This window comes from Sphingomonas nostoxanthinifaciens (genome assembly GCF_019930585.1).
Lineage (GTDB): Bacteria > Pseudomonadota > Alphaproteobacteria > Sphingomonadales > Sphingomonadaceae > Sphingomonas_I > Sphingomonas_I nostoxanthinifaciens.
Map to the genome: position 1 here is coordinate 3,172,267 of NZ_CP082839.1, position 20,370 is coordinate 3,192,636.

31 protein-coding genes and 1 tRNA gene are annotated in these 20,370 nt (G+C 65.3%); 31 read left to right on the forward strand and 1 reads right to left on the reverse strand.

The window, feature by feature from the left end:
* Positions 1-134 precede the first annotated feature (134 nt).
* The 30 genes from K8P63_RS14935 (at position 135) to K8P63_RS15075 (ending at position 17,619) form a co-directional block, all read left to right on the forward strand.
* Positions 135-782 (forward strand): hypothetical protein, encoded by a 648-nt coding sequence (locus K8P63_RS14935; protein ID WP_223796812.1) that lies wholly within the window; start codon positions 135-137, stop codon positions 780-782.
* Positions 779-1,417 (forward strand): hypothetical protein, encoded by a 639-nt coding sequence (locus K8P63_RS14940; RefSeq protein WP_223796813.1) that lies wholly within the window; start codon positions 779-781, stop codon positions 1,415-1,417. Before K8P63_RS14935 ends, K8P63_RS14940 begins: the two co-directional genes overlap by 4 nt.
* Positions 1,410-2,600, forward strand: coding sequence for a DNA polymerase III subunit beta (locus K8P63_RS14945; RefSeq protein WP_223796814.1), 1,191 nt, complete (start codon positions 1,410-1,412; stop codon positions 2,598-2,600). Before K8P63_RS14940 ends, K8P63_RS14945 begins: the two co-directional genes overlap by 8 nt.
* Complete coding sequence (locus tag K8P63_RS14950; RefSeq protein WP_223796815.1) at positions 2,600-2,806, forward strand: hypothetical protein; 207 nt, start codon at positions 2,600-2,602, stop codon at positions 2,804-2,806. Before K8P63_RS14945 ends, K8P63_RS14950 begins: the two co-directional genes overlap by 1 nt.
* Complete coding sequence (locus tag K8P63_RS14955; RefSeq protein ID WP_223796816.1) at positions 2,806-3,045, forward strand: DUF2312 domain-containing protein; 240 nt, start codon at positions 2,806-2,808, stop codon at positions 3,043-3,045. Before K8P63_RS14950 ends, K8P63_RS14955 begins: the two co-directional genes overlap by 1 nt.
* 38 nt (positions 3,046-3,083) lie before the next feature.
* Positions 3,084-3,224: a hypothetical protein gene (locus K8P63_RS14960; RefSeq protein ID WP_223796817.1), complete on the forward strand. Its 141-nt coding sequence runs from the start codon at positions 3,084-3,086 to the stop codon at positions 3,222-3,224.
* A 322-nt stretch (positions 3,225-3,546) separates the two neighbouring features.
* Complete coding sequence (locus K8P63_RS14965; protein ID WP_223796818.1) at positions 3,547-4,173, forward strand: hypothetical protein; 627 nt, start codon at positions 3,547-3,549, stop codon at positions 4,171-4,173.
* On the forward strand, positions 4,070-5,005 hold the full coding sequence (locus K8P63_RS14970) for a hypothetical protein (protein WP_223796819.1): 936 nt from the start codon (positions 4,070-4,072) through the stop codon (positions 5,003-5,005). Before K8P63_RS14965 ends, K8P63_RS14970 begins: the two co-directional genes overlap by 104 nt.
* Before the next feature lie 40 nt (positions 5,006-5,045).
* A complete protein-coding gene (gene nusG / locus K8P63_RS14975; RefSeq protein ID WP_223796820.1) occupies positions 5,046-5,615 on the forward strand; it encodes a transcription termination/antitermination protein NusG in 570 nt (189 codons plus the stop codon).
* A gap of 120 nt (positions 5,616-5,735) precedes the next feature.
* Positions 5,736-5,809: transfer RNA gene (locus K8P63_RS14980), tRNA-Gly, on the forward strand.
* A gap of 24 nt (positions 5,810-5,833) precedes the next feature.
* The gene (locus K8P63_RS14985) at positions 5,834-5,977 is read left to right on the forward strand and encodes a hypothetical protein (RefSeq protein ID WP_223796821.1); all 144 of its coding nucleotides are present in this window, start codon (positions 5,834-5,836) and stop codon (positions 5,975-5,977) included.
* Positions 5,978-6,536: 559 nt separating this feature from the next.
* The gene (locus K8P63_RS14990) at positions 6,537-6,686 is read left to right on the forward strand and encodes a hypothetical protein (RefSeq protein WP_223796822.1); all 150 of its coding nucleotides are present in this window, start codon (positions 6,537-6,539) and stop codon (positions 6,684-6,686) included.
* Positions 6,687-6,854: 168 nt separating this feature from the next.
* A complete protein-coding gene (locus K8P63_RS14995) occupies positions 6,855-7,097 on the forward strand; it encodes an HNH endonuclease signature motif containing protein (RefSeq protein WP_223799841.1) in 243 nt (80 codons plus the stop codon).
* A 29-nt stretch (positions 7,098-7,126) separates the two neighbouring features.
* Positions 7,127-7,591, forward strand: coding sequence for a hypothetical protein (locus tag K8P63_RS15000; protein ID WP_223796823.1), 465 nt, complete (start codon positions 7,127-7,129; stop codon positions 7,589-7,591).
* 148 nt (positions 7,592-7,739) lie between these two features.
* Complete coding sequence (locus K8P63_RS20810) at positions 7,740-8,462, forward strand: phage terminase family protein (protein WP_263282643.1); 723 nt, start codon at positions 7,740-7,742, stop codon at positions 8,460-8,462.
* Positions 8,459-9,424 (forward strand): phage terminase family protein, encoded by a 966-nt coding sequence (locus K8P63_RS20815; protein ID WP_263282732.1) that lies wholly within the window; start codon positions 8,459-8,461, stop codon positions 9,422-9,424. Before K8P63_RS20810 ends, K8P63_RS20815 begins: the two co-directional genes overlap by 4 nt.
* A gap of 18 nt (positions 9,425-9,442) precedes the next feature.
* On the forward strand, positions 9,443-10,060 hold the full coding sequence (locus tag K8P63_RS15010; protein ID WP_223796824.1) for an HK97 family phage prohead protease: 618 nt from the start codon (positions 9,443-9,445) through the stop codon (positions 10,058-10,060).
* Positions 10,057-11,451, forward strand: a complete 1,395-nt coding sequence (locus K8P63_RS15015; protein ID WP_223796825.1) for a phage major capsid protein — start codon at positions 10,057-10,059, stop codon at positions 11,449-11,451. Before K8P63_RS15010 ends, K8P63_RS15015 begins: the two co-directional genes overlap by 4 nt.
* A 50-nt stretch (positions 11,452-11,501) precedes the next feature.
* Entirely contained in the window at positions 11,502-11,732 is a 231-nt protein-coding gene (locus tag K8P63_RS15020; RefSeq protein ID WP_223796826.1) for a hypothetical protein, read from the forward strand.
* Positions 11,733-11,735: 3 nt separating this feature from the next.
* Positions 11,736-13,133 (forward strand): phage portal protein, encoded by a 1,398-nt coding sequence (locus K8P63_RS15025; RefSeq protein ID WP_223796827.1) that lies wholly within the window; start codon positions 11,736-11,738, stop codon positions 13,131-13,133.
* On the forward strand, positions 13,084-13,995 hold the full coding sequence (locus K8P63_RS15030) for a collagen-like protein (protein ID WP_223796828.1): 912 nt from the start codon (positions 13,084-13,086) through the stop codon (positions 13,993-13,995). Before K8P63_RS15025 ends, K8P63_RS15030 begins: the two co-directional genes overlap by 50 nt.
* A 3-nt stretch (positions 13,996-13,998) precedes the next feature.
* The gene (locus K8P63_RS15035) at positions 13,999-14,580 is read left to right on the forward strand and encodes a head-tail connector protein (protein WP_223796829.1); all 582 of its coding nucleotides are present in this window, start codon (positions 13,999-14,001) and stop codon (positions 14,578-14,580) included.
* A complete protein-coding gene (locus K8P63_RS15040; RefSeq protein WP_223796830.1) occupies positions 14,580-14,939 on the forward strand; it encodes a phage head closure protein in 360 nt (119 codons plus the stop codon). Before K8P63_RS15035 ends, K8P63_RS15040 begins: the two co-directional genes overlap by 1 nt.
* Positions 14,936-15,436, forward strand: coding sequence for a hypothetical protein (locus tag K8P63_RS15045; RefSeq protein WP_223796831.1), 501 nt, complete (start codon positions 14,936-14,938; stop codon positions 15,434-15,436). The genes K8P63_RS15040 and K8P63_RS15045 overlap by 4 nt, the downstream gene beginning before the upstream one ends.
* Entirely contained in the window at positions 15,436-15,831 is a 396-nt protein-coding gene (gene gp17, locus K8P63_RS15050) for a tail completion protein gp17 (protein WP_223796832.1), read from the forward strand. Before K8P63_RS15045 ends, gp17 begins: the two co-directional genes overlap by 1 nt.
* 66 nt (positions 15,832-15,897) lie before the next feature.
* Positions 15,898-16,338, forward strand: coding sequence for a phage tail tube protein (locus tag K8P63_RS15055; protein WP_223796833.1), 441 nt, complete (start codon positions 15,898-15,900; stop codon positions 16,336-16,338).
* Between the two features lie 27 nt (positions 16,339-16,365).
* On the forward strand, positions 16,366-16,665 hold the full coding sequence (locus K8P63_RS15060; protein WP_223796834.1) for a hypothetical protein: 300 nt from the start codon (positions 16,366-16,368) through the stop codon (positions 16,663-16,665).
* Positions 16,652-17,062 (forward strand): GTA-gp10 family protein, encoded by a 411-nt coding sequence (locus tag K8P63_RS15065; RefSeq protein WP_223796835.1) that lies wholly within the window; start codon positions 16,652-16,654, stop codon positions 17,060-17,062. Before K8P63_RS15060 ends, K8P63_RS15065 begins: the two co-directional genes overlap by 14 nt.
* Complete coding sequence (locus tag K8P63_RS21035; RefSeq protein ID WP_223796836.1) at positions 17,062-17,193, forward strand: phage tail assembly chaperone; 132 nt, start codon at positions 17,062-17,064, stop codon at positions 17,191-17,193. Before K8P63_RS15065 ends, K8P63_RS21035 begins: the two co-directional genes overlap by 1 nt.
* 12 nt (positions 17,194-17,205) lie before the next feature.
* A complete protein-coding gene (locus tag K8P63_RS15075; protein WP_223796837.1) occupies positions 17,206-17,619 on the forward strand; it encodes a hypothetical protein in 414 nt (137 codons plus the stop codon).
* 6 nt (positions 17,620-17,625) lie between these two features.
* Here the strand turns inward: K8P63_RS15075 and K8P63_RS15080 are convergent, their stop codons facing one another.
* The gene (locus K8P63_RS15080) at positions 17,626-18,120 is read right to left on the reverse strand and encodes a hypothetical protein (protein WP_223796838.1); all 495 of its coding nucleotides are present in this window, start codon (positions 18,118-18,120) and stop codon (positions 17,626-17,628) included.
* 30 nt (positions 18,121-18,150) lie between these two features.
* On the opposite strand from K8P63_RS15080, the gene K8P63_RS15085 reads away from it, so the two are divergent.
* Positions 18,151-20,370: a phage tail tape measure C-terminal domain-containing protein gene (locus K8P63_RS15085; protein ID WP_223796839.1), complete on the forward strand. Its 2,220-nt coding sequence runs from the start codon at positions 18,151-18,153 to the stop codon at positions 20,368-20,370.

Consider the following 20,370-nt stretch of genomic DNA (forward strand, 5'->3'; position numbering starts at 1 on the left):
GGCCCTGACCCGGCAGAGGGATGACGAAGATGACCGACACGACGGGCGTGGGAGCATGCGCTTCCACGGCGGACGACCTGCGTCCGAAGTTCTGGGGCAATAAGCGCAAGGATCCGCCGGCCGACTTCGCCGAGATGGCGGCGCGGCTGACCCGTGAAGATATTCGCGCGCACTATGGGATTTCGCGCGAGGTCGAGGTCCGCTGGCGGAAGGGAATCAAGCCCGCTCGTCGGCGCGCGCCGCGCAACGCCATCCCTGCTGACCTCGCGGTCATGGCCGCCAAGCTCAACTTCACCGCTTTCGCCCGCCATTACGGCCGCCGCGAGCAGGTCGTGCGAAGCTGGTCGAACGAGACGGGCATCATAACTGCGAAGCTCCCGCTGCGCGGCACCGCGCTTGGGCTGCCGGCGCCTGACGACTTTGCGAGCGTGGCTGCCGGCATGACCCGGGCTCAGTTGGCCAATCAATTCGATGTCAGCGTGAACACGGTCGATCGCTGGCTTGCCGTCTCGGGCGTGCGGCCGAATCCCGGCAGGACACCGTTCTACCGCGGACCAAAGGCCGCGCCATCGACGATCGATATGTCGCTCGCAGCCCGCGCCGCCCGATATCTCCAGAACCTCGGCCCGGTCGTCTACAAATCCGAGATCCTGCCGCCGAAGGAGCGCCAGAGCGTGCCCGACGATGGCCGCGGTCGCTATTACGTCGGCGGCAAGGGTCATATCCCCATCGCCGACATGATCGCCCTGGCCGAGGCCAAGGGCTGGCGGCGCGCGGCATGAGCGCCGGCAACGCCTCCCGCAACTTCCGCTCGAGCGATTACGAGCGAGCCGCTAACGACTGGTATGTCGAGCCGCGCTGGTGCGTCGAGCAGTTGGCGGACGCGGTCGACTTCGACGATCATTCGATTTGGGATCCCTGCGCGGGCGGCGGGAACATCACTGACGTGTTCGCCGCGCGCGGCCGGTTCATCATCCCCACCGACATCATCGACCGCGGCGCCAAGCACTTTGCCGGCGCGTGGGACGCGACGCAGTTCGGGACGCCCGCCGCCGTCCAGCCGGGCCAGCGCGTCGCGATCGTCACCAACCCGCCGTTCAAGGACGCCGAGGTCATCGCACGCCGTGCCCTTGCGCTCGCTGATCGGCGCGTGGCCATCCTCCAGCAGCTGTCGTTTCTCGCGAGCAAGGCGCGCCACGCGCTCTTCACCGAGTTCCCGCCCAGCGACGTCCTGATCCTGTCGAAACGCCCGAGCATGCCCCCCGGACACCTGATCGCCGAGCTGGGCGAAAAAGCCTTCCGCGGCGGCACGACCGACTTCTGCTGGATCGTCTGGACCCGCCCGCACGATCGCGAAACGCGCGTGCGCTGGCTGCAGCCTCACCTCTCACCAACGGAAGGACCACAGAATGCCTGACGCATCGATTCTGATCGCGTCGCGAGATTTTCGCGACGTCATAGCCATAGCCTCGAGGGTGCTGGAGGCGCGCTCCACAATCCCGATCCTGTCGATGCTCCACTGCCGCGCGAACGGAAGCTTTGAGGTCTCGGGCACGGACCTCGACATCATGCTGACGGCCAAGGTCGAGCATGGCGGCGGCCCCAAGCGCGAGTTCATTCTGCCCCAAGCTCTGAGCGTGTCGAAGGCGGTCAATGCCGGCGGCGACCAGACGGTGAGCATCACCTCCGCAGACGGCAAGGTGGGCATCACTTCTGGGGCGCTGGCTTTGAAGGTCGGCAATTCGCTGCCGGCTGACGATTTCCCCGGTGATGCGGCCGCCATGGCGGCCGAGACTTTCACGGCGTCGCTCAGCCACGAGCAGTTGCGCGCCCTCTCTCGCGTCGCGGGCGCGGTCTCGACGGAAGAGACCCGTTATTATTTGAACGGCGTCTATCTGCATCACGTCGAGGGGACGACCTACCGCGCTGTCGCCACCGACGGCCACCGGCTATGTTTCTACGATCTGGAGCTGCCGGATGCCGCCGGCTCGCTGGCAGGCATCATTCTGCCGAGGAAGACGATCCGGCTGCTTCTCGGCATGGCGGGCAAGCCCGCCGCCAGCGACAGCGGCATTGGATTAGCGGTCGGCACGACGAACAAGCCCAACCGGGAGACTTCAACCGCGCCTGAGAAGACCGGCAGCCCGACACGAGCTCGTGTGAGCCTGCGCGTCGGCAACGTTGCAGTCTCGGTCGCGACCAAGCTGATCGATGGCACTTTCCCCGATTATAAGCGGGTCGTTCCCACCGACCCGGGCAAGTCCTTCCTATTCCAGGCGGCAGAGCTTCGCCGCGCTGTCGAGGCGGTTAGCGCCGGATCGGGAAGGGCGAGAGCGGTCAAGATCGTCTTCGACACGGAAGGCGCAAAGATCGATTCGCACTTTGTCGACACCGGCATCGACAGCACCTTCCGCGTCGCCTGCGACCATAAGCATGCGGGCTTCGAGGTCGGCTTCAACGGCGAATATCTGCTCAACATGATCGAGGCGGCTGGCCCAGGCGAGTTTGTAATCAACACGAGCGATGCTGCAGCGCCCGCCTTGATCAAGAACCCGGCGGACACCGCTTGGACCGGCATCCTCATGCCTATGCGGGTGTGATGATCGACGAGGCTGAGCCGCACCCGAAACTCGTCCAGCTGAACGAGCTGGTCGGCTTCTGTGAGCGCCGGGTGCTGCGTGCGGACGATCGTGTGGCTGCAGCTCAGCTGGAGCACTCCGAAGCGGTGCTGGCGCTCAACGATGCGAACAAACGCCGGGCGCACTGGATCGCCGCCAATCCCGATCCACAAATGGAGCTGATCTGATGTCCGACACCGTAGCGGCTGAACAGCTGCGCCAATTCATCGAAAGAATCGAACGTCTCGAGGACGAGAAGAAGGGAATGGCCGAGGACGTCCGCGACGTCTACGGCGAGGCCAAGTCGCAGGGCTACGACACGAAGACCATGCGCGCCATCATCCGCCTGCGGAAGATGGAGAAGCACGCCCGCGACGAGGCCGAGGCGCTGCTCGATACGTACAAAGCCGCGCTCGGGCTCGGCTGATGCGCCGGTCAGCGCTTGATCCCTTCCGTAAGGAGGCGATGGCAGCACGCCTCGATCGGGCGCTGGCTACGCGCCGCGCCCGCCGGCCGTCGCATAGCGATCGCAGCATGCGCGGCGCCCGCTCAAAACGACATGACCTCTCGCGCGATCCCATTATCATCGAACAGACCGGCTTCTGATGCCGACCGGAACTCGATTTAGCTCCGTTCGACGAAGCACCAGTCGCATAGTATCTCGCCGACCGGAGCTGGCGCGCGGCACAAGCTACAGCGGTGTTTATTCTCGCTCGCATTCGCGCGCCGCCGCGCAGCGCGAGCTGCCCAAAGAACAGCCCACATTTCGATCAATCCCACCGCTATTGGCGACGACTTGCTGCGCTCTAAACCGCTCGGGTGCTTCATGTGATTCCTCTCGGGCTGCAGCCGTTATAAGGTCCGCCGGTTTCCTAACCGTTGTGCAAGCCGCGAAATTTCAAGAGAAATTTCGACGAAAGGCTTGGTCATGAGCGCCGACCTGATCGCACGTTTGATCGAAGCGGGAACTCCGGCGGCGTTGGTCGCCGAGGTTGCGATGCTGGCGGCGCGCGCCGAAGCGGAAATCGCCGCAGCGCAGGCTCCGAAGCCTGGTGCGCTGCGCACCCGACGGTGGCGCGAGCGTCACGCGCCGTCACAGCACGTCACTTGTGACGCTGGTGACGCGTCGGTGACGGTTGGCGTCACCGACACCCCCTCTCCCGCCCCCTCCCCTTCCTTTCCCCCAAACCCCCAAACCAACCCCGCCCCCACCCACACCCCCGCGACCACCACGCGTGCACGCAAGGGGACTCGGCTTCCGGATGATTTCGCGGTTCCGGAGGATTGGCTGGCCTGGGCGATGTCGGAGCGCAGCTGGTCCCGCACCGATGCGGAAAGCGAGGGCGACAGCTTCTGCGACCATTGGCGCGCCAAGCCCGGGAAGGACGGCGTGAAGCTCGATTGGGCAGCGACTTGGCGGAACTGGGCACGGAACAGCAGGCGGAACGGAAATGGCCAACGATCTCACCACGGCAGCAGGGCGGGCGGTAGCCACCCCGGAGGGCGCATTGGCGCTGCGTCGGATTTCGTCTTCGGTGGCATGGACCGAGGATGACGCCGTCGAATGCAGCCGGTGGCTAAACCCTGCGCTGGCCGGCATGCTGCCAACCGCGATCGGCGAAGCGCGCGCTCAGCTTGCGCCAGCTCTCGTCGGCGACTTCCGCCGGCTGGTCTCGCCGACGCTGACGCTGGTGGCGCCGGCGGGCATGAGCCAGGACGACGCGACGGCATGGCTCGCAACGGCGGCAGAGACGCTGCGCGGCATCCCCGCCGACCTGCTCGAGCGAGGCTGCATGGCCGCCCGCAGGAAGGTTGACCACCCGTCGAAGATCATCGCGGCAATCTTCGCTGAGATAGGCGGCGCGTGGGAACGACGCAAAGCCGATCTGGGTAGGCTCGCGACGCTCGAGCGCATCGCCGCCGATCGGCCCGAGCCACCAGCCGGCGACCCGTTCATTCGCCCCGAGGAAGCGACCGCGATCATTGACGAGTTCAATCTGCGCGCGGATCGCGCGGAGCCTCGCGCGCCGCGAGGCCCCGCGCGGATGCCGACCGTCGCTGATTACATGGAGATAGGGCTATCGCGCGACGCCGCAGCGAGGGCTGTCGCGAATGCCGAAGCCGCGGAGGAAACGAAAGATATCCCGCAAGAGGTTATGGCCTCGGTGGCACCCAAGCATTCGCTACGCGATCAGGGCCACCTCATCATCGCGAAGGCTATCGCGAACCGCTTCCGAGCGCGGCGCGACGTCGGTGTCCGTGCCGACGACTATACCGCGCTCGCGCGAAGGATGATCGACAAGCACGGCCAGCCGCCGCTGGCGTGGCTGATCGGCGCCACGCGACAGCAGATCCTGTTAGAGCGGCTCGACGCGAAGGCGGCATGACGAACATCGCTGTTTCTGTTACGTTCTATGGGTGGGCACGATGACTGCAGTCGGTGATGATAAGTGGTGCATCCTGCGCACTTCCGCAGCGCGCACCCTTCCGCTTGCCGAAAGCCTTGCTGCTGCCGGGTTTGAGGTCTGGACGCCGCGTGAGACCCAGCGCCGCCGCATTCACCGGGCACGCAAGGCGGAAGAAGATTGCACCGTTGCGATCGCCCCATCCTTCGTCTTCGCCAAGGCTGAGAGCGTTCCCGACTTGGTCACGATCATCGCCGCGCCGTTCAGCCAGCACCCGCGGTTCTCCCTGTTCCGCTACGCGGGTCGCGTGCCGCTGATCGCAGCCGCGGACCTGAACGAGCTTCGCCGCGCTGAAGAGCGCGCCGCCCATAAGCAGAAGCGGTCGCAGCGCTATATCTACCCGCGCGGCGCTCACGTCCGTGTCGAACACCAAGCCTTTGGTGGCCTGATCGGCATCGTGCAGGACTGTGACGGCAAGCACGCGCGCGTCGCGCTGACCTTGTTCGGCAAGCCCTTCGAGATGAAAATCGCCACTTGGCTGCTGAGAACAGATGATGTAACGAAGAGGGAACCTTCGGGGATCGCGGCCTAAGCCGCTTGTGGGACTGGACGGCTGCCGCAGCCATAAGACGGCAAACCCGCCGCCACGATCCGAACCGGCGCACGATGGTGCGTCGGTCGTACTGCGAAGGGTTGCCTATCGAAGTTCAACGCGGCCATCGTCCAGCGGTAGGGCCTCAGTCTTCCAAGCTGATGACGCCGGTTCGATCCCGGCTGGCCGCTCCACCACCACAGCCGAAGGAACACACCATGTCGAACGCCCTGCGTCTCGCGGCCCTGTCGGCTGCGCTCCTACTGGCCGCCTGTGCGACCACGTCCACCTTCGATCCCAACCCGGCGAACGTGGTGGAGAATGCGCCGTGCCCGACCACCGACGGCACGTCCTGCAAGTGACTGAGCTTCGCGGTATCGCGAAACCTATGCCACTCTCCGTTCAGAGTTTTGATTGATGATCGCCGAAGATCGCCTGAAAAGCACCTCTCGTTTTGACTGAGCCACGCGCCTCATTTCTCCGATCAACCGCCCTGATGCTGCTCTATATTCGTCCCATCGGTCTTGCACGCGAGCAGCCGGCCATTCGCTAATATGTTTAGAATATCCCCTCCGGAGATCTTCAGTTTGCCGGAGAAAAACAGCTATTAGCTCTTTCGCTTCAGCTGAACCGACTGTGGTCAGTGGAGCGATGATACAGCGGTGCTCTTCAACGAGATAATGCCTAACGGCTATCGACAAAGTCATGCGTTTCAAACCGAGTTCGTGAGCCGTGGGCGCGACGCTTCGCTCGAGTAGCTCGGCAAAACTCTCGGCGAGATCAATGAGCTCGTCGTGCCGTTCGTGCAATATACGCATACTGAATACTCCAGAGCGGCGGGTCATAGGCCATCAGACGTAAATCCTTCGTGTCTCTCAACCACCTAAGCCGGCGCATTGCGCATAATGCGGAGCGGTTATGATGCGGCCATCAAGTGTGTGCATCTCGGTCGCCCAGGTCGACAACGCGACGGAGCGCCTGTCGCGCATGTTCTACAGCAACAGCGATCCCGAGCGGTTCAGCCGAGAGAAGCCGGACCTGGTGCGCGAGATGCGCGGCTGGAAGCGGTGAGCATGCCAAGCGCCCGGCGCGACAGCCTGGACGTTCGAGCATGCACATGCCGCCGTCTGGGTGACTGCTATCGCATGGGCGACCATCCGCGGGACCGAACGCCGTGTCGCATCGCTCGTTGCCTTCCCCTGAAGGCTGATGGTTGAGCGTCTACGCGGCCGGGCCGGTATGGCCCAGCGCCGACGTCGCCTTGAGGCCGAGCCGCTCTGCCGACGGTGCAAGGAACGCGGGATCATCACCGCGTCGACCGTGCCGGACCACATCAAGCCGCTCGCCCTCGGCGGCAGCGACGACGACGACAACATCCGGTGCCTGTGCAAGCCCTGTCACGACGAGGTGACCGCGGAGCAGTTCAACCATCGCGCGACGATCGCGACTGACGCGGAGGGGTGGCCAGTGGCCCGGGTGTAGCGCCCGTGCAACACACCCCCCGGGGGGGAGTGACGATATTTCGGCCGATCCGGGCCCGGACACCACGCCTGTCAAAAACGCGCGCATTCACGATTGAAAATACAGGGGTCAAAATGGCGAAGCCGCGCCTCCCCGGCCAGATTGCGAAGGTAACCGGCGCCGCCGCGCGCAGTCCGGGGCGCTTCAAGGATCGCGCCAATCCGAAGGTCAAGACGGTCGGCAGGGCACCGGACCACCTATCGCCGGCCGCGAAGCGTGCATGGGCCATGTTCGTCCGCCGGATGCCGTGGCTGAGCAACGCCGACGAGGCGATGCTGGAACTTGCCTCGATGGTGCGCGGCCTGATCCTCGATGGCGAAGATGTCGGCGTCGCCAAGCTCAACATGTACCAGTCGGTGCTGAGCAAGCTCGGCGCATCGCCCACCGACAGGAGCAAGGTAGCGATGCCGGATGACGACGAAAAGGAAGAAGACGAGTTCTTCGGCTACCACTGATCGCACCACCGCCTACGCGCGCGCCGTCATCGCCGGAAAGATCGTAGCCGGTCCCCACGTTCGCAATGCCTGCCAGCGGCACCTGGACGATCTGGTCCATGGACATGAGCGAGGACTGACGTTCAGCGTCGAGGCGGCGGATCGCGTGATGCGGTTCTTCGAAACGCGGCTGAAGCTAAGCGAGGGGCAGTTCGAGGGTCGGCCGTTCAGCCTGCACGAGAGCCAGGCGTTCAAGATCGGGTCGCTGTTCGGCTGGCTCCGCGCTGACGGCTCCCGCCGCTTCCGCCGCGCCTACATCGAGGAGGGCAAAGGGAACGGTAAGTCGCCGATCGCCGGTGGCATCGGCCTCTATGGCATGATGGCCGACAACGAGGCTGGTGCGCAGATCTATGCGGCTGCGGCGCGCAAAGATCAGGCCGACATCCTCTTCCGCGACGCCGTGAAGATGGTCGACAAGTCGCCGGCCCTTGCGGCGCGGATCAAGAAAAGCGGCGGACCGGGACGCGAATATAACCTCGCGTTCCTGCCGCAGGCGTCATGGTTCAAGCCGATCAGCCGCGAGGCCGGCAAGACGGGGTCAGGCCCTCGCCCCCATTTCGCGCTCTGCGACGAGGTCCACGAGCATCCCGATCGCACGATCATGGAAATGCTGGAGCGCGGCTTTAAATTCCGCCGCCAGCCGCTCCTCTTCATGATCACCAACAGCGGATCGAACCGCAATTCGATCTGCTGGGAAGAGCACGAGCACGCCATCAAGGTCGCTGCCGGCATCGCGAGGCGAAAGACGACGATCCGGCTTATATCGGCGAGCCGATCGACGACACGACATTCTCGTACGTCTGCGGGCTGGACCCCGGCGACGACCCGCTGAACGATCCCAGCTGCTGGCCGAAGGCGAACCCGCTGCTCGGCGTCACGATCACCGAGGAATATCTCGCCGGCGTCGTGAAGCAGGCGAAGGACATGCCGGGCAAGCTGAACGGCATCCTGCGGCTGCACTTCTGCGTGTGGACCGATGCCGAGACGGCGTGGATGACCCGCGCGACACTGGAGCCCGCGCTCGCCGACTTCGACCCGGCCGAACACGAGGGCAAGGAGATCGCGCTCGGGCTCGACCTTTCGCAGACGCGCGACATCACCGCGAAAGCGTGCATCGTCCAGACGGGCGAGATCGAGATCGAACGTGTCGACGACCGCGGCCAACCCTACAAAGTGGTGGCTCCGACCTACGATGCATGGATTGAGGCCTGGTCGCCCGGCGACACGCTGGCGGCGCGCGCCGTCAAGGATAAGCAGCCCTACGAGCTCTGGGCCAAGCAAGGCTTCCTGCAGGCGCCGAAAGGGGAGAGCATCCCCTACGGGCATATCGCCCAGGCGGTTGCCGAGGACGCGCACCGCTTCAAGGTCATGGCGCTTGCCTATGACCGCTACGCCTATCGGTCTTTCTTCGAGCCCGAACTCAACGCGCTCGGCGTCTCGATCGAGCAGGTCGAGCACCCGCAGGGCGGCACCAAGAAGGGCAAGCCGACCGACACGATGACTGCCGCGGCGAAGCGCGCGAAGAAGGAGCCGGAGGGGCTCTGGATGCCAGCCTCGGTCAAGGGGCTGGAGATGCTGCTGTTCGAGCGGCGGATACGGCTGCGCCGCAACCCCGTGCTGGTGTCCGCGATGATGTCGGCCGTCACCGACGAAGACCGTTGGGGCAATTATTGGCTCGCCAAGGAGCGCGCCGCCAACAAGATCGACGCCGCTATCGCCCTTTGTATGGCGGTCGGCGTCATGCTCGCCGCCCCACCGGCTCCTGGTGCCAAGTTCCAGATGTTCTTCGCCTGACCCCGAAAGGGCCACCCAATGAACCGTGCCTATTCCATCCTCGACGTGAAGAGCGTCTCGGACGGCGATCGCGTGATGAGCGGCGTCGCCTCGACGCCCAAGGCCGATCGCATGGGCGACGTCGTCAATCCGCTCGGCGCGAAGTTCAAGTTGCCGATGCCGCTGCTCTGGCAGCACGACCATAGCCAGCCAATCGGCACGGTTGAGTTCGCGAAGCCGACCGAGTCCGGCATCCCCTTCAGCGCGCGCATCGCCTCGCTCGACGATCCCGGCACGCTGAAGAACCGGCTCGACGAAGCATGGCAGAGCATCAAGCTTGGCCTTGTCCGGGCGGTGTCGATCGGCTTTGCCCCGATCAAATATTCTCTGCTGAAAGACGGCGGTTACGAGTTCGACGAGTGGGAGTGGCTGGAGCTTTCCGCCGTCACGATCCCGGCGAACGCCGACTGCGCCATCACCACGATCAAGTCGGCCGACCGTCTACTTCGCCGCGAAGCGGGCATCCCCGACCCCGAAATTCTGCCGCCGCCCGAGCTTGCCGCGATTGGCAACTCTGCTCGGGTCGTCCGGCTGAACGCGCCGGCCCGCGATGGGGCTCCTTTCGTCATTCGCTCCATCAAGAGGATCCGAGCATGAAGACCATTGCCGAACAGATCGCCGCCTTCGAGGCGCGACGCACCTCCACCGTCACCCGCATGACCGAGATCATGGGCAAGGCCGCCACCGACGGCACGACCCTCGATCAGGCCGAGCAGGACGAATATGACGGCCTCGAGCAGGACATCGAGCAGATCGACGGCCACATCAAGCGCCTGAAGTCGCTCGAGAAGCACAACGTCGCCGCCGCCACCGCCGTCGTCGGCGAGAATGGCGAGCAGGCCTCGGCCGCGCGCGCGGGCGTTCGTCTCGAGGTCAAGGGCACGAACCTGCCGAAGGGCACCGCCTTCACCCGCTACGCCACGGCGCTCATGCGGTCGAAGGGCAACCTGATGCAGGCCGCCGAGATCGCCAAGGGCTGGCACGACAGCACGCCCGAGGTGGAAACCGTCCTGCGCGCGGCGGTCGCCGCCGGCACGACCACGGGCAACACCTGGGCGGCGCCGCTCGTCCAGTATCAGACGATGGCCAGCGAGTTCGTCGAGCTGCTCCGCCCGGCGACCATCATCGGCAAGATTGTCGGCCTCCGTCACGTGCCGTTCAACGTGAAGATCCCGCGCCAGACCGCGGGCGCCTCCGTTGGTTGGGTCGGTGAAGGTGCACCGAAGCCGGTCGGGTCGCTCGCGTTCGACATGATCCAGCTCGGCTGGGCCAAGGCGGCCGGCATCGTCGTCATGAGCGACGAACTGGTGCGCTTGTCGAACCCGTCGGCCGAGGATCTCGTCCGCACCGACCTGATCAACACCATGGCGCAGTTCCTCGACGCTCAGTTCGTCGATCCGAGCATCGCCGCGGTTGCGAATGTGTCGCCGGCGTCGATCACGAACGGCGCGACCTACATCACCGCCTCCGGCACCGACCAGGCCGCGCTGAAGCACGACGTGCAGATCCTGTTCGGCCTGTTCATCGCCGCGAACCTCTCGCTCGCCGACGCGGTGTGGATCATGACGCCGACCATGGCGATGTCGATCGGCCTGATGACCAATGCGCTCGGCCAGTTCGAGTATCCGGACATCAACATGAACGGCGGCAAGTGGATGGGCCTGCCTGTCATCGTGTCGACGAACGTGCCGCAGTCGGTCGTCAATGGCGGCGCCGCGCCGCCGACCGTCGCCGGCGATCAGATCATCCTGGCGAAGGCCTCGGATATCCTGCTCGCGGACGATGGTGCGGTGGAGCTCGACGCCAGCACCGAGGCGTCGCTGCAGATGAACTCGGCGCCGGACAACCCCGCCACCGCCGCGACCGTTCTGACCAGCCTCTGGCAGAACAACCTCGTGGCACTGCGTGCGGAGCGGTACATCAACTGGATGCGCCGCCGTGCCCAGGCCGTCGCCTACATCTCCGGCGCCAAGTACGTCGCGAGCTGATCTGGAAGGCCGGGCGTTCGCGCCCGGCCTTTTCTTACAGGAGGGCCGCCATGCCCGATATGATCGCGCTGAAGGCCTTTCGCTATCGCGGGAAGCTGCTTCAGCCGGATGAGCCGTTCGAGGCTTTGACCTCCGGCCACGCCCGCGTTCACCGTGCCCTCGGCAATGCGCACGACGCGCCCGCCAAGGCCAAGGCCAAGCCGCGCGCCGCCAAGCCGCAGGACGACCCATCGGCCGCAAGCGGCGAATATCTCCGCCGCGACATGCGCGCCGAGGACTGACGGGTGCGCCTGTTCGGCCTGACCGTCACCCGCGAGAAGGCAGCCGGCCCAACTGCCCTGGCTCCGATCGACACGCGCCGCGGCTGGTTCAGCGTCGCGCGCGAGCCGTTTGCCGGCGCGTGGCAGCGCGGGGTCGAGGTGCGGGTCGAGAGCGTGCTGACCTTCAGCGCGGTCTACGCGTGCATGACGCTGATCGCGTCGGACATCGCCAAGATGCGGATGCGCCTGGTCCAACAAGATGGCGACGGCATCTGGAACGAGACGACCACGCCCGCCTTCTCGCCTGTGCTGACGAAGCCCAATCATTTCCAGAACCGCATCGAGTTTTTCGAGCATTGGGTCATCTCCAAGCTCGTCAGCGGCAACACCTACGTGCTGAAGGAGCGCGATAACCGGAACGTCGTGGTCGGCCTATACGTGCTCGACCCACGCCGGGTGAAGCCGCTCGTCGCGCCCAACGGCGATGTCTATTATCAGCTTAGCCGGGACGACCTGTCCGGCCTGCCGGAAAACCAGATCACCGTTCCGGCGAGCGAGATCATCCACGATCGGATGAATGCGCTCTATCACCCGCTCGTCGGCATCTCGCCGATCCATGCATGCGGGCTCGCCGCGACGCAGGGTCTGCGCATCCAGGCCAATTCGGCCAAGTTCTTCGAGAACAACTCCAACCCCGGCGGCATCCTCACCGCGCCGAGCACGATCGATCAGGCAACCGCGGACCGGCTCAAGCGCGATTTCACCGAAAATTATTCCGGCGAGAATGCCGGCAAGATCGCGGTCGCGGGCGACGGGCTGAAGTTCGAGCAGCTGACGATCACCGCGTCGGACTCCCAGCTGATCGAACAGCTGAAATGGACCGCCGAGACCGTTTGCAGCTGCTTCAAGGTGCCTGCGTACAAGGTGGGCGTCGGCGCTGCGCCGCTGAACAACAATGTCGAAGCGCTCGATCAGCAATATTATTCGCAGTGCCTCCAGATCCTGATCGAGAAAATCGAGCTGTGCCTCGACGAAGGGCTCGCGTTGCCCGGCAGTTACGGCACCGAGTTCGACCTCGACGACCTGCTCCGGATGGACACCGCAACCCAGGTGAAGACCTATTCGGACGCGGTGAAGGGTGGATTGCTGAAGCCGAACGAGGGCCGGAAGAAGCTCAATCAGCCGCCCGTCGCCGGCGGCGATGCGGTATATCTCCAGCAGCAGAACTATTCGATCGAGGCGCTGGCGAAGCGCGACGGATCGGATGACCCGTTTGCGACCAGCAAGCCCACGCCACCGCCTGCGCAGACGCCGCCACCGGAGCCGCAGGCGGATGCCGCGGCGAAAGAGGCAGCTGGCCTGATCGCGCGCTTTGCCGTGGCGCTTCGCGAGAAAACCCTCCGGGAGACCGTGGATGCTTGATCCGGAGGCCCTTGCCGACGTTATGGCGGGCATCGTTCGCGAAGCCGTCGCCAAGGCGATCGCGCCGTTGAATGCGCGGATTCTCGAACTTGAGCAGCGCGCGCCGGCGCCGGGAGATCCGGGCAGAGACGGGGCAGACGGCGTGCCAGGAGTCGACGGCATGGACGGTGCGCCTGGCCGCGATGGCCAAGACGGGCCGCCCGGACCGGCCGGCAAGGACGGGTTGCCCGGATCGGACGGCCGCGATGGCGGCGACGGGGAGGACGGCAAAGATGGTGCGCCCGGTTCGGACGGAACGCCCGGCAAGGACGGCGTCGGAGCAGCCGGCGCCGTGATCGATCGATCCGGCAATCTGCTGCTGACGATGACCGACGGCACTGTTCGTGAGCTCGGTCAGGTGGTCGGCCGCGATGGTGTGGACGGGAAGGAAGGTGCTCGTGGCCTCAATGGCGCCGACGGTAGCGCTGGGCGCGATGGGATCGACGGGAAAGACGGCATCGACGGCCTCGGCTTCGACGATCTGACCGTCGAGCAGGATGGCGAGCGCGGCTTCATTATTCGCTTCCAGCGCGGCGAAATCGTGAAAGAGTTCGCCTTCTGCCTTCCGGTCGTCATCGACCGCGGCGTGTTCAAGGCCGACGAGGCCTATGAAGCGGGCGACGCCGTTTCGTGGGGCGGGTCGCTCTGGATCGCGCGTCGCGAGACGTCTGCGCGGCCCGGCGAAGGCGAGGATTGGCGGCTCGCCGTGAAGCGCGGCCGTGACGGGCGCGATGGCAAGGACGGCGAGCGCGGCGCCCAGGGCATCGAGGGACCGGCCGGCCGCGACCTGACCCAGCTCGGCGCCGACGGCGCGAAGTGGTGACCGATGGCTGATACCGCTCCCGAGCCGATCTCGCTCGACGAGGCGAAGGGCAATCTTCGCGTCGACACCAATGCCGACGATGGACGGATTGCGTCGCTGATCGTCGCCGCGCGCGAGCAGGTCGAGGATATGACCTATCTCGTGCTGACACCGCGGCCCATTACGGAGACGCGGCCCGAGCTCGGCCGCTGGATCGACTTGAAATCATGGCCGATCCAGTCGGTCGACGCTGTGCGCTATCCTGTGCACAACGTCATGACCGCGCTGCCCGCCGGCGCCTGGGTCACCAATCTGAAGGCGGAGCCGGTGCGGCTGCTGCCCGCCCAGATGGGCTGGGGCGTCGGCTTTACTGGCGGCCTCTGCCGCCACTTCGCGCCGGAGCAGCTGCCGATCGAGATTGACGTAACGGCCGGGTTTCCCACGACTGACGACGTGCCGGAGAAGGTGAAGCAGGCCATGCACCTGCTGATCGCCCACTGGTATTCCAATCGCGCCGCCGCCGAAGTCGGTACGCGCGCCGCTGCGGTCGAGATCCCCTACGGGTTCGAGCCGCTGCTGCGGCGGTGGACGAAGATCGTCATCTGATGGCCACGCTTCCCGCGCTCCGGGCCGGCGACCTGAGGCATCAGATCGAATTTATGCAGCCGGTTCAGCTGCCCGACCGCGCCGGCGGGAGCACGAAAACGTGGCAAGCCACTATGAAGCCTTGGGCGGAGGTGCTGGGGCAGGACGGCCGCGAGGCAGTGATCGCCCAAGCGCTGCAGGGGATCTCGACCTATCGCATCCGCATCCGCTGGCGCACCGGCATCGATCCGAGCTGGCAGATCCGGCTGAACGGCACAGGCGGCATCGATTTGAACATCCTGTCGATCACCGATCCCAACGGCGACCGGGAGCAGCTGCTGATCATCGCCGACACGGCGGCGGTGGAACGCACGACATGAGTCCCGAACGGGTAGCAGGCCTGTCGGCAACGCAAACGCTCTTCGAGAGCATGGGCGACAAGGCCAAGGATGAGATGGGCGTCCTGCTCACGGAGATCGCGATCGAGGGGCTTGCGCAGCAGCAGAGCCGAACGCCAATCGATCAGGGCAATCTGCAGGCCGGCTTGAGCGCCTATGTCGATGTCGAGAACCTCCGCGCGCGCATGGGTCTCCTCGACATGAAGGCCGGCCGCTCCCGCCCGTTCTACGGCCGGCCAGTCGATCGCGGTATCCGCGCGCAGACCGTTACCGTTCAACGCCGCCGCCGGGTGAACGGGAAGCTTCGCACGCAGTCGCGCGGCAGCCGCAAGCGGGCCTCCGACATCATCGCGACCTACACCCTCAACATCAAAGCCCGGCCCGGCACCTACTTCATCGAGGCGCCTGACCTGGGCGCCATCGCCGACGGCAAGATCGACGCCTTTTGGGCGGACCTCTCGGAGGGAGCTATCACCTGATGATCGACTTGCTCTCCGCCGTTCAGCAGGCGGTCTACGACGCTTTGGTGGCGGCCAACATCGGCATGCCCGTCTACACGGCGCCGCCGGAGGGCATGCAGCCGCCCTACATGGTCGTCGCTGACATGGACAACGAGAGCGAGGCCGACAAAGGCGACGGCCAGTTCGAGTATATCACGTTCGAGGTGCACTTCTGGATCCGCGGCGGATCGCGCGTGCCGCTCCTTCAGGCCATGCACGCCGGCCGTGTCGCGCTCGACAATAAGCCGCTCGCGGCGGACGGCGCTCGCATCGAGAATGCGCGCTGGCTCAAAGGATCAGTCAGCCGCGCCGGGCCAGACGGCGTCACCTACGTCGGCGTGAACCAGTTCGAGACCTACGGCCAGCCGGCCTGATCTTTCCGATTTTCAACCACCCCGCCGCGCCTCGCAAGCGCGGCTTTTTCACATGGGAGAAGCACGATGGCGAAAGGTTTGGGCAACAATTACCTGCTGTGGGTCGAGAGCGCGACGCCGGGCACCTTCACGCTGCTGAAGGGCCAGCAGGGCGGCAAGGTGAACCGCAGCACGTCGGATATCGATCTCTCGACCAAGGATAATCAGGGGTACGGCTCGTCCGCGCCGGGCCTGAAGACCTGGTCGATCGACCTGACGCTGCTGCCCGATCTTCCCGACACGCTGGGCTACACCCGGCTGGAGTCGCTCTGCAACGCCAACCCGTTGCTGCCGTTCAACATCCAGATCCGCAAGGGCGGCCAGGCCGGCGCGGTCGGAGACGTTGTGTTCGCGGGCTCGGTCTACGGCAACCTCGACAGCACCGATTTCGGCCAGAACAGCGGCGTGCCGGTCGCGGTGAAGCTGAGCGGCAACGGCGCGCCGGTCACCGACACCTACGCGGTCTGATCCGCCAACCTTTCAGGAGCCACCGACATGATCACGATCGGCGAACAGAAGTTCGAGACGACCCGCCCGGACGATCTCGACAAGAAGATCCTCTCGATCACCGGCTGCAGCGCTGCCGAGGTGCAGCGCCAGATGCAGGGCGCGCCGCTCGCGCATAGCGTCGCGCGCGCGCTGCGCCCGTTCCTTCCGGTCGACGCCCCCGACGTCACCACCCTGTCGATGATGATCGCCGACGCCGGCGTCGTCAGCGTCGCTGGGCAGGTCGCGACGCTTTACGCGGCCGTGCCGACCGAGACCGCACCGGAGGCCGAGCATGCGGCCGAATAAGGTCAAGGGCGAGTTCGCGATCGCGCTCGATGGCGCCGACCACATCATGCGGCCGAGCTACGAGGCGATCGTGGCGATCGAAACCGAGACCGGCAAGTCGGTCATAGCGCTCGCCAATGATGCCACGAACGCGGCGTTGACCGTGCGTGAGATGGCGACGATCGCGGGCGAGTGCGTCCGCGAATATGGCCGCCAGGAGTCGGACGCCAGCCACCAGAACGTCAACGACGCGGCCGTTCAGCGCTGCATCGTCGAGATGGGGCCGCTTCACGCGCTGTCACCGATCCAGGACATGTTGATCAAGGCGGCCACCGGCGGGATCACCGCCACGGGAAAGCCGAAGGCTCCGACGACGACGGCGAAGACGTCGGAGCAGGGTGCCGGCACCGCCGAATGATGGGGATCGCGCTGGACGCGTTCGGGTGGACCCCGGACACGTTCTGGCGCTCCACCCCGTGCGAGCTGTGGGCCATGATTGAGGCCCGGCAGCGCGCCAACGCGGAGATTGAGAAGGCCACGAGGGGGTGATAGCTCTGCGACATGCGATCGCTGCTTTGCGCTGTTGCGCTTCTCTCTGCCTCATCGGCAGTCGCTGCCGATCAGTTTGATCTGATCTGCAAAGGCGTTGAAACGGCCAACTATTTTGAAGGAAAGCGCCCCTTCACGCTGGAACTTCGAGTAGACCTTGAGGCAGGCCGTTATTGTTACGACGAGCTTTGTGATCGTGGGTTGCGTCCGATATTCTCGGTCGAGGCAAGCCGCATTGACTTCGACGAGCCTATCACGAGCGACGACTCCCCGATCGGAAAGCAGCACCATAGCGTTGATCGATCGACAGGCGCGTATACTCGGTTTCGCTTTGCGCCTTATGGTCGTATCGGCTTCTCGACTGCCGACGGCAACTGCGAGCCAGCCCCTTTCAAGGGTTTTCCGGACCCTAAGACGAAGTTCTAGCGCCGGCTAAGCGTCGGCAGCACACCGCTTTCCATGGAGTAGCTGATGGCTGGTCAGTCCAGCCGGAACCTGTACCTGCAGGTTTCGGCGAGCACCGACGCGTTCACGCGCGCCATGAAGGCGGCGACGGGCACGCTCCAGAATTTCGATGGCGACGTCGCGAAGATGATCGCAGACGTCCAAGAGAATTTCGACAAGCTGGCGGCCAACGACGATCCCGCGAAGGCGCTCGTCACGAACTTCCGCCGCAGCTTTGCCGATATCCAGCAGGAAGCCCGGCAGGCGCTGTCCGGCGGATCGCTGACGCTCGACACCAGTTCCGCCGTAAAGGCGGCTGATCAGGCGACGAAGGTCGCTGTCGCCCTCCGTGATCGCGCTGATGCCGCGGGGCGCGCTGCGGTCGCCACCGGCGCCGACAACGAGGCCATCCGAGCCTACGCGACGGCCGCCGCTGCCGCTGCCACGGGCGCGGAACGGTTCGCCAAGGGCCTCCGCGATCAAGCCCAAGTGCTTCAGGCGGTCGAGGGCGAAATGGTCGCCGCCGGCACGGCCGGCACCAAAGCGGGCGAAGTCATCACGACCGCACACAACCGCATGTCGGCATCGAGCCTCATCCTGCAGCACGTCCTGCGCAGCAGCGCTGACAGCTACAGCGCGGGCCTGCCGATCGCGACGATCTTCGGCGAGCAGATCAGCCGTCTGGGTGAAGCCGCCGCGTTCGCCGGCCAGGAGGCGGGCAATTCCACCTCCGCGTTCGCGAAGTTCGGCGCGTTCATGGGCGGCCCCGGTGGCCTCGCCGTCTCGGCGTTCGTCGCGGTGCTTGCACCTCTGGCGATCAAGCTGCTGGAGTCGGACGACGCGGCGAAGATGCTGGCCGAGGATATCGGCAAGGCCGCCACCGCCGCCGACACGTTCGGCGCCGCTCAATCCGAGCTGGGCAAGATCATCGATCTGACCACCGGCCGCCTGAAGACCCACAACGAGGTGCTGATCCAGACGATCCGGCTGCAAGCGCAGGCTAATCAGCTGGCGGCCGAGGCGGCGGAGAAGGAAGACGCGAAGACCCTGAAGGGCAAGGGCGAGCAGACCTTCACGGAGCGCGCAAGCGGGATCCTGTCGTTGTTCACACCGTCGGACGCGCCAGATCTCGCTGGCGTCCAGCTCGGCCGTGCCAGTGTCGCTTCTCAGGAAGCGTCGTTGGCGCCCCTGCAGAAGGTGATCGACGAGTTCCAGGTCAAACTGGCGGCGGTTTCGCCGGACACCTCGAACAAGGCCTTCGACAAACAGATCGGCGCCGTGGTCGACGGAGCGAAGGCGGCCATCGACCAGCTGGCTAAGGCGGGCCAGCTCGGTGGGCGCGACCCGATCGAGATAAAGAAGGCCCTTCTCGCCCAGGCGACCGACCGCAGCACGCAATATGCACAGGGGCTGGTTGTCGATGGCATCGACGGCAAGGGCGTCGCGGACGATCTCAAGCCGTACCAGAAGCCAAAAAAGTCGAAGGTCGACCGCACCGCCGAACGCGCAGCGGAAGAGGACAAGAGCTTCACTGATCAGCAGCGCGGCGAGAACGATGCCTATAGCAAGGCGCTGCAGCAGCTGACGCAGTCGGCGCAGCAGTGGTACGATATCGCGCTCGGCCAGATCCAGACGGATCTCTCTGCCAAGAGCCAGTCGATCGACGACCAGGTTCGCGCGAAGAAACTGACGCAGGCGCATGCCGATCAGCTGAAAGCGCAGCTGCTCGAAAATGCCGGCATTCAGGAAGAGGTCGAGCAGCGCAAACTGCAGATCGCGCTCTATGATGCTGCCTATCAGGCGGACAAGCAGGCGCGCGACAATCAGATCGCCCTGCTCCAGATCGACCTCCAGTTTGCGACCACTCGGAAAGACCGGCTGGCGATCGAGCAGCAACTCCTCGCCCAGCAGCAAAAACAGCGATTGGCCGATCTTGATCGCACGATCGAGAAGAGCAACGACCCGAGTGAAATCGCCAACGCGAAAGCTGAGAAGTCCCTGCTTCCCCAGCAGTTCGCTCGTCAGCGCGATGCCACCAATCTGGCGAACGCCAGCCCGATCGATGCCTACAAGCGCCAGCTTTCCGAGGCCGTGGGCAGCAGCGACGCGCTGAACGACTCTCTGCAGAAGGTGGCTGTCGACGGGTTCAAAGGCATCGAAGACGGCTTTGTCGGCGTCATCACCGGCACGAAATCCGTTGCATCCGCCTTCAAGGACATGGCCACCTCGATCCTGGCCGATCTGGCGAAGATCGCAATCGAGAAGCTGCTGGTGAACACGATCGGCGGCGGCTTCTTCGGGTTGAAGGATGGCGGCCCGGTCCTGAAGCGCGCCGGCGGCGGCCCCGTCTTCGGCGCGGGCGGCCCGCGCGACGACAAAATCCCGGCGCTGCTGTCGAATGGCGAGTTCATCATCAACGCCGCCGCCACCGCCAAGCACCGCGCGCTGCTGACCGCGATCAACGACAACCGGATGCCGCATTTCGCAGACGGCGGAATGGTCGGGTCGGCCAGCCTGCGCCTGCCCTCGCTGTCGGGCATCACCAGCGCCCAGCGGCCGATCGTGAACAACATCTACGACCTGTCCAACTCGTTCGTCGACCAGAACCTCTGGGATCGCATCGGCGGCATTTCGGCAGGTCAGGTCAGCGCCGCCGCCCCGCAGATCGCCGCGGCTGGCGGTCGGATCGGCCAGCAGCGCGTGGTGCAAAAAGCCGCTCGGCGGATGAGGTGA

Excerpts from the sequence above, each read along its gene's own strand:
- K8P63_RS15085 (WP_223796839.1), top strand. The coding sequence starts at position 18,151 with ATGGTCGCCGCCGGCACGGCCGGCACCAAAGCGGGCGAAGTCATCACG.
- K8P63_RS15045 (WP_223796831.1), top strand. The coding sequence starts at position 14,936 with ATGAGTCCCGAACGGGTAGCAGGCCTGTCGGCAACGCAAACGCTCTTC.
- K8P63_RS14955 (WP_223796816.1), top strand. The coding sequence starts at position 2,806 with ATGTCCGACACCGTAGCGGCTGAACAGCTGCGCCAATTCATCGAAAGA.
- gp17 (WP_223796832.1), top strand. The coding sequence starts at position 15,436 with ATGATCGACTTGCTCTCCGCCGTTCAGCAGGCGGTCTACGACGCTTTG.
- K8P63_RS15015 (WP_223796825.1), top strand. The coding sequence starts at position 10,057 with ATGAAGACCATTGCCGAACAGATCGCCGCCTTCGAGGCGCGACGCACC.
- K8P63_RS15010 (WP_223796824.1), top strand. The coding sequence starts at position 9,443 with ATGAACCGTGCCTATTCCATCCTCGACGTGAAGAGCGTCTCGGACGGC.
- K8P63_RS15020 (WP_223796826.1), top strand. The coding sequence starts at position 11,502 with ATGCCCGATATGATCGCGCTGAAGGCCTTTCGCTATCGCGGGAAGCTG.
- K8P63_RS14965 (WP_223796818.1), top strand. The coding sequence starts at position 3,547 with ATGAGCGCCGACCTGATCGCACGTTTGATCGAAGCGGGAACTCCGGCG.
- K8P63_RS14950 (WP_223796815.1), top strand. The coding sequence starts at position 2,600 with ATGATCGACGAGGCTGAGCCGCACCCGAAACTCGTCCAGCTGAACGAG.
- K8P63_RS15040 (WP_223796830.1), top strand. The coding sequence starts at position 14,580 with ATGGCCACGCTTCCCGCGCTCCGGGCCGGCGACCTGAGGCATCAGATC.
- K8P63_RS15065 (WP_223796835.1), top strand. The coding sequence starts at position 16,652 with ATGCGGCCGAATAAGGTCAAGGGCGAGTTCGCGATCGCGCTCGATGGC.
- K8P63_RS14960 (WP_223796817.1), top strand. The coding sequence starts at position 3,084 with ATGGCAGCACGCCTCGATCGGGCGCTGGCTACGCGCCGCGCCCGCCGG.
- K8P63_RS20810 (WP_263282643.1), top strand. The coding sequence starts at position 7,740 with ATGCGGTTCTTCGAAACGCGGCTGAAGCTAAGCGAGGGGCAGTTCGAG.
- K8P63_RS14995 (WP_223799841.1), top strand. The coding sequence starts at position 6,855 with ATGGCCCAGCGCCGACGTCGCCTTGAGGCCGAGCCGCTCTGCCGACGG.
- K8P63_RS15035 (WP_223796829.1), top strand. The coding sequence starts at position 13,999 with ATGGCTGATACCGCTCCCGAGCCGATCTCGCTCGACGAGGCGAAGGGC.
- K8P63_RS14970 (WP_223796819.1), top strand. The coding sequence starts at position 4,070 with ATGGCCAACGATCTCACCACGGCAGCAGGGCGGGCGGTAGCCACCCCG.
- K8P63_RS14940 (WP_223796813.1), top strand. The coding sequence starts at position 779 with ATGAGCGCCGGCAACGCCTCCCGCAACTTCCGCTCGAGCGATTACGAG.
- nusG (WP_223796820.1), top strand. The coding sequence starts at position 5,046 with ATGACTGCAGTCGGTGATGATAAGTGGTGCATCCTGCGCACTTCCGCA.
- K8P63_RS21035 (WP_223796836.1), top strand. The coding sequence starts at position 17,062 with ATGGGGATCGCGCTGGACGCGTTCGGGTGGACCCCGGACACGTTCTGG.
- K8P63_RS14935 (WP_223796812.1), top strand. The coding sequence starts at position 135 with ATGGCGGCGCGGCTGACCCGTGAAGATATTCGCGCGCACTATGGGATT.
- K8P63_RS14985 (WP_223796821.1), top strand. The coding sequence starts at position 5,834 with ATGTCGAACGCCCTGCGTCTCGCGGCCCTGTCGGCTGCGCTCCTACTG.
- K8P63_RS14945 (WP_223796814.1), top strand. The coding sequence starts at position 1,410 with ATGCCTGACGCATCGATTCTGATCGCGTCGCGAGATTTTCGCGACGTC.
- K8P63_RS15060 (WP_223796834.1), top strand. The coding sequence starts at position 16,366 with ATGATCACGATCGGCGAACAGAAGTTCGAGACGACCCGCCCGGACGAT.
- K8P63_RS15055 (WP_223796833.1), top strand. The coding sequence starts at position 15,898 with ATGGCGAAAGGTTTGGGCAACAATTACCTGCTGTGGGTCGAGAGCGCG.
- K8P63_RS14990 (WP_223796822.1), top strand. The coding sequence starts at position 6,537 with ATGCGGCCATCAAGTGTGTGCATCTCGGTCGCCCAGGTCGACAACGCG.
- K8P63_RS15075 (WP_223796837.1), top strand. The coding sequence starts at position 17,206 with ATGCGATCGCTGCTTTGCGCTGTTGCGCTTCTCTCTGCCTCATCGGCA.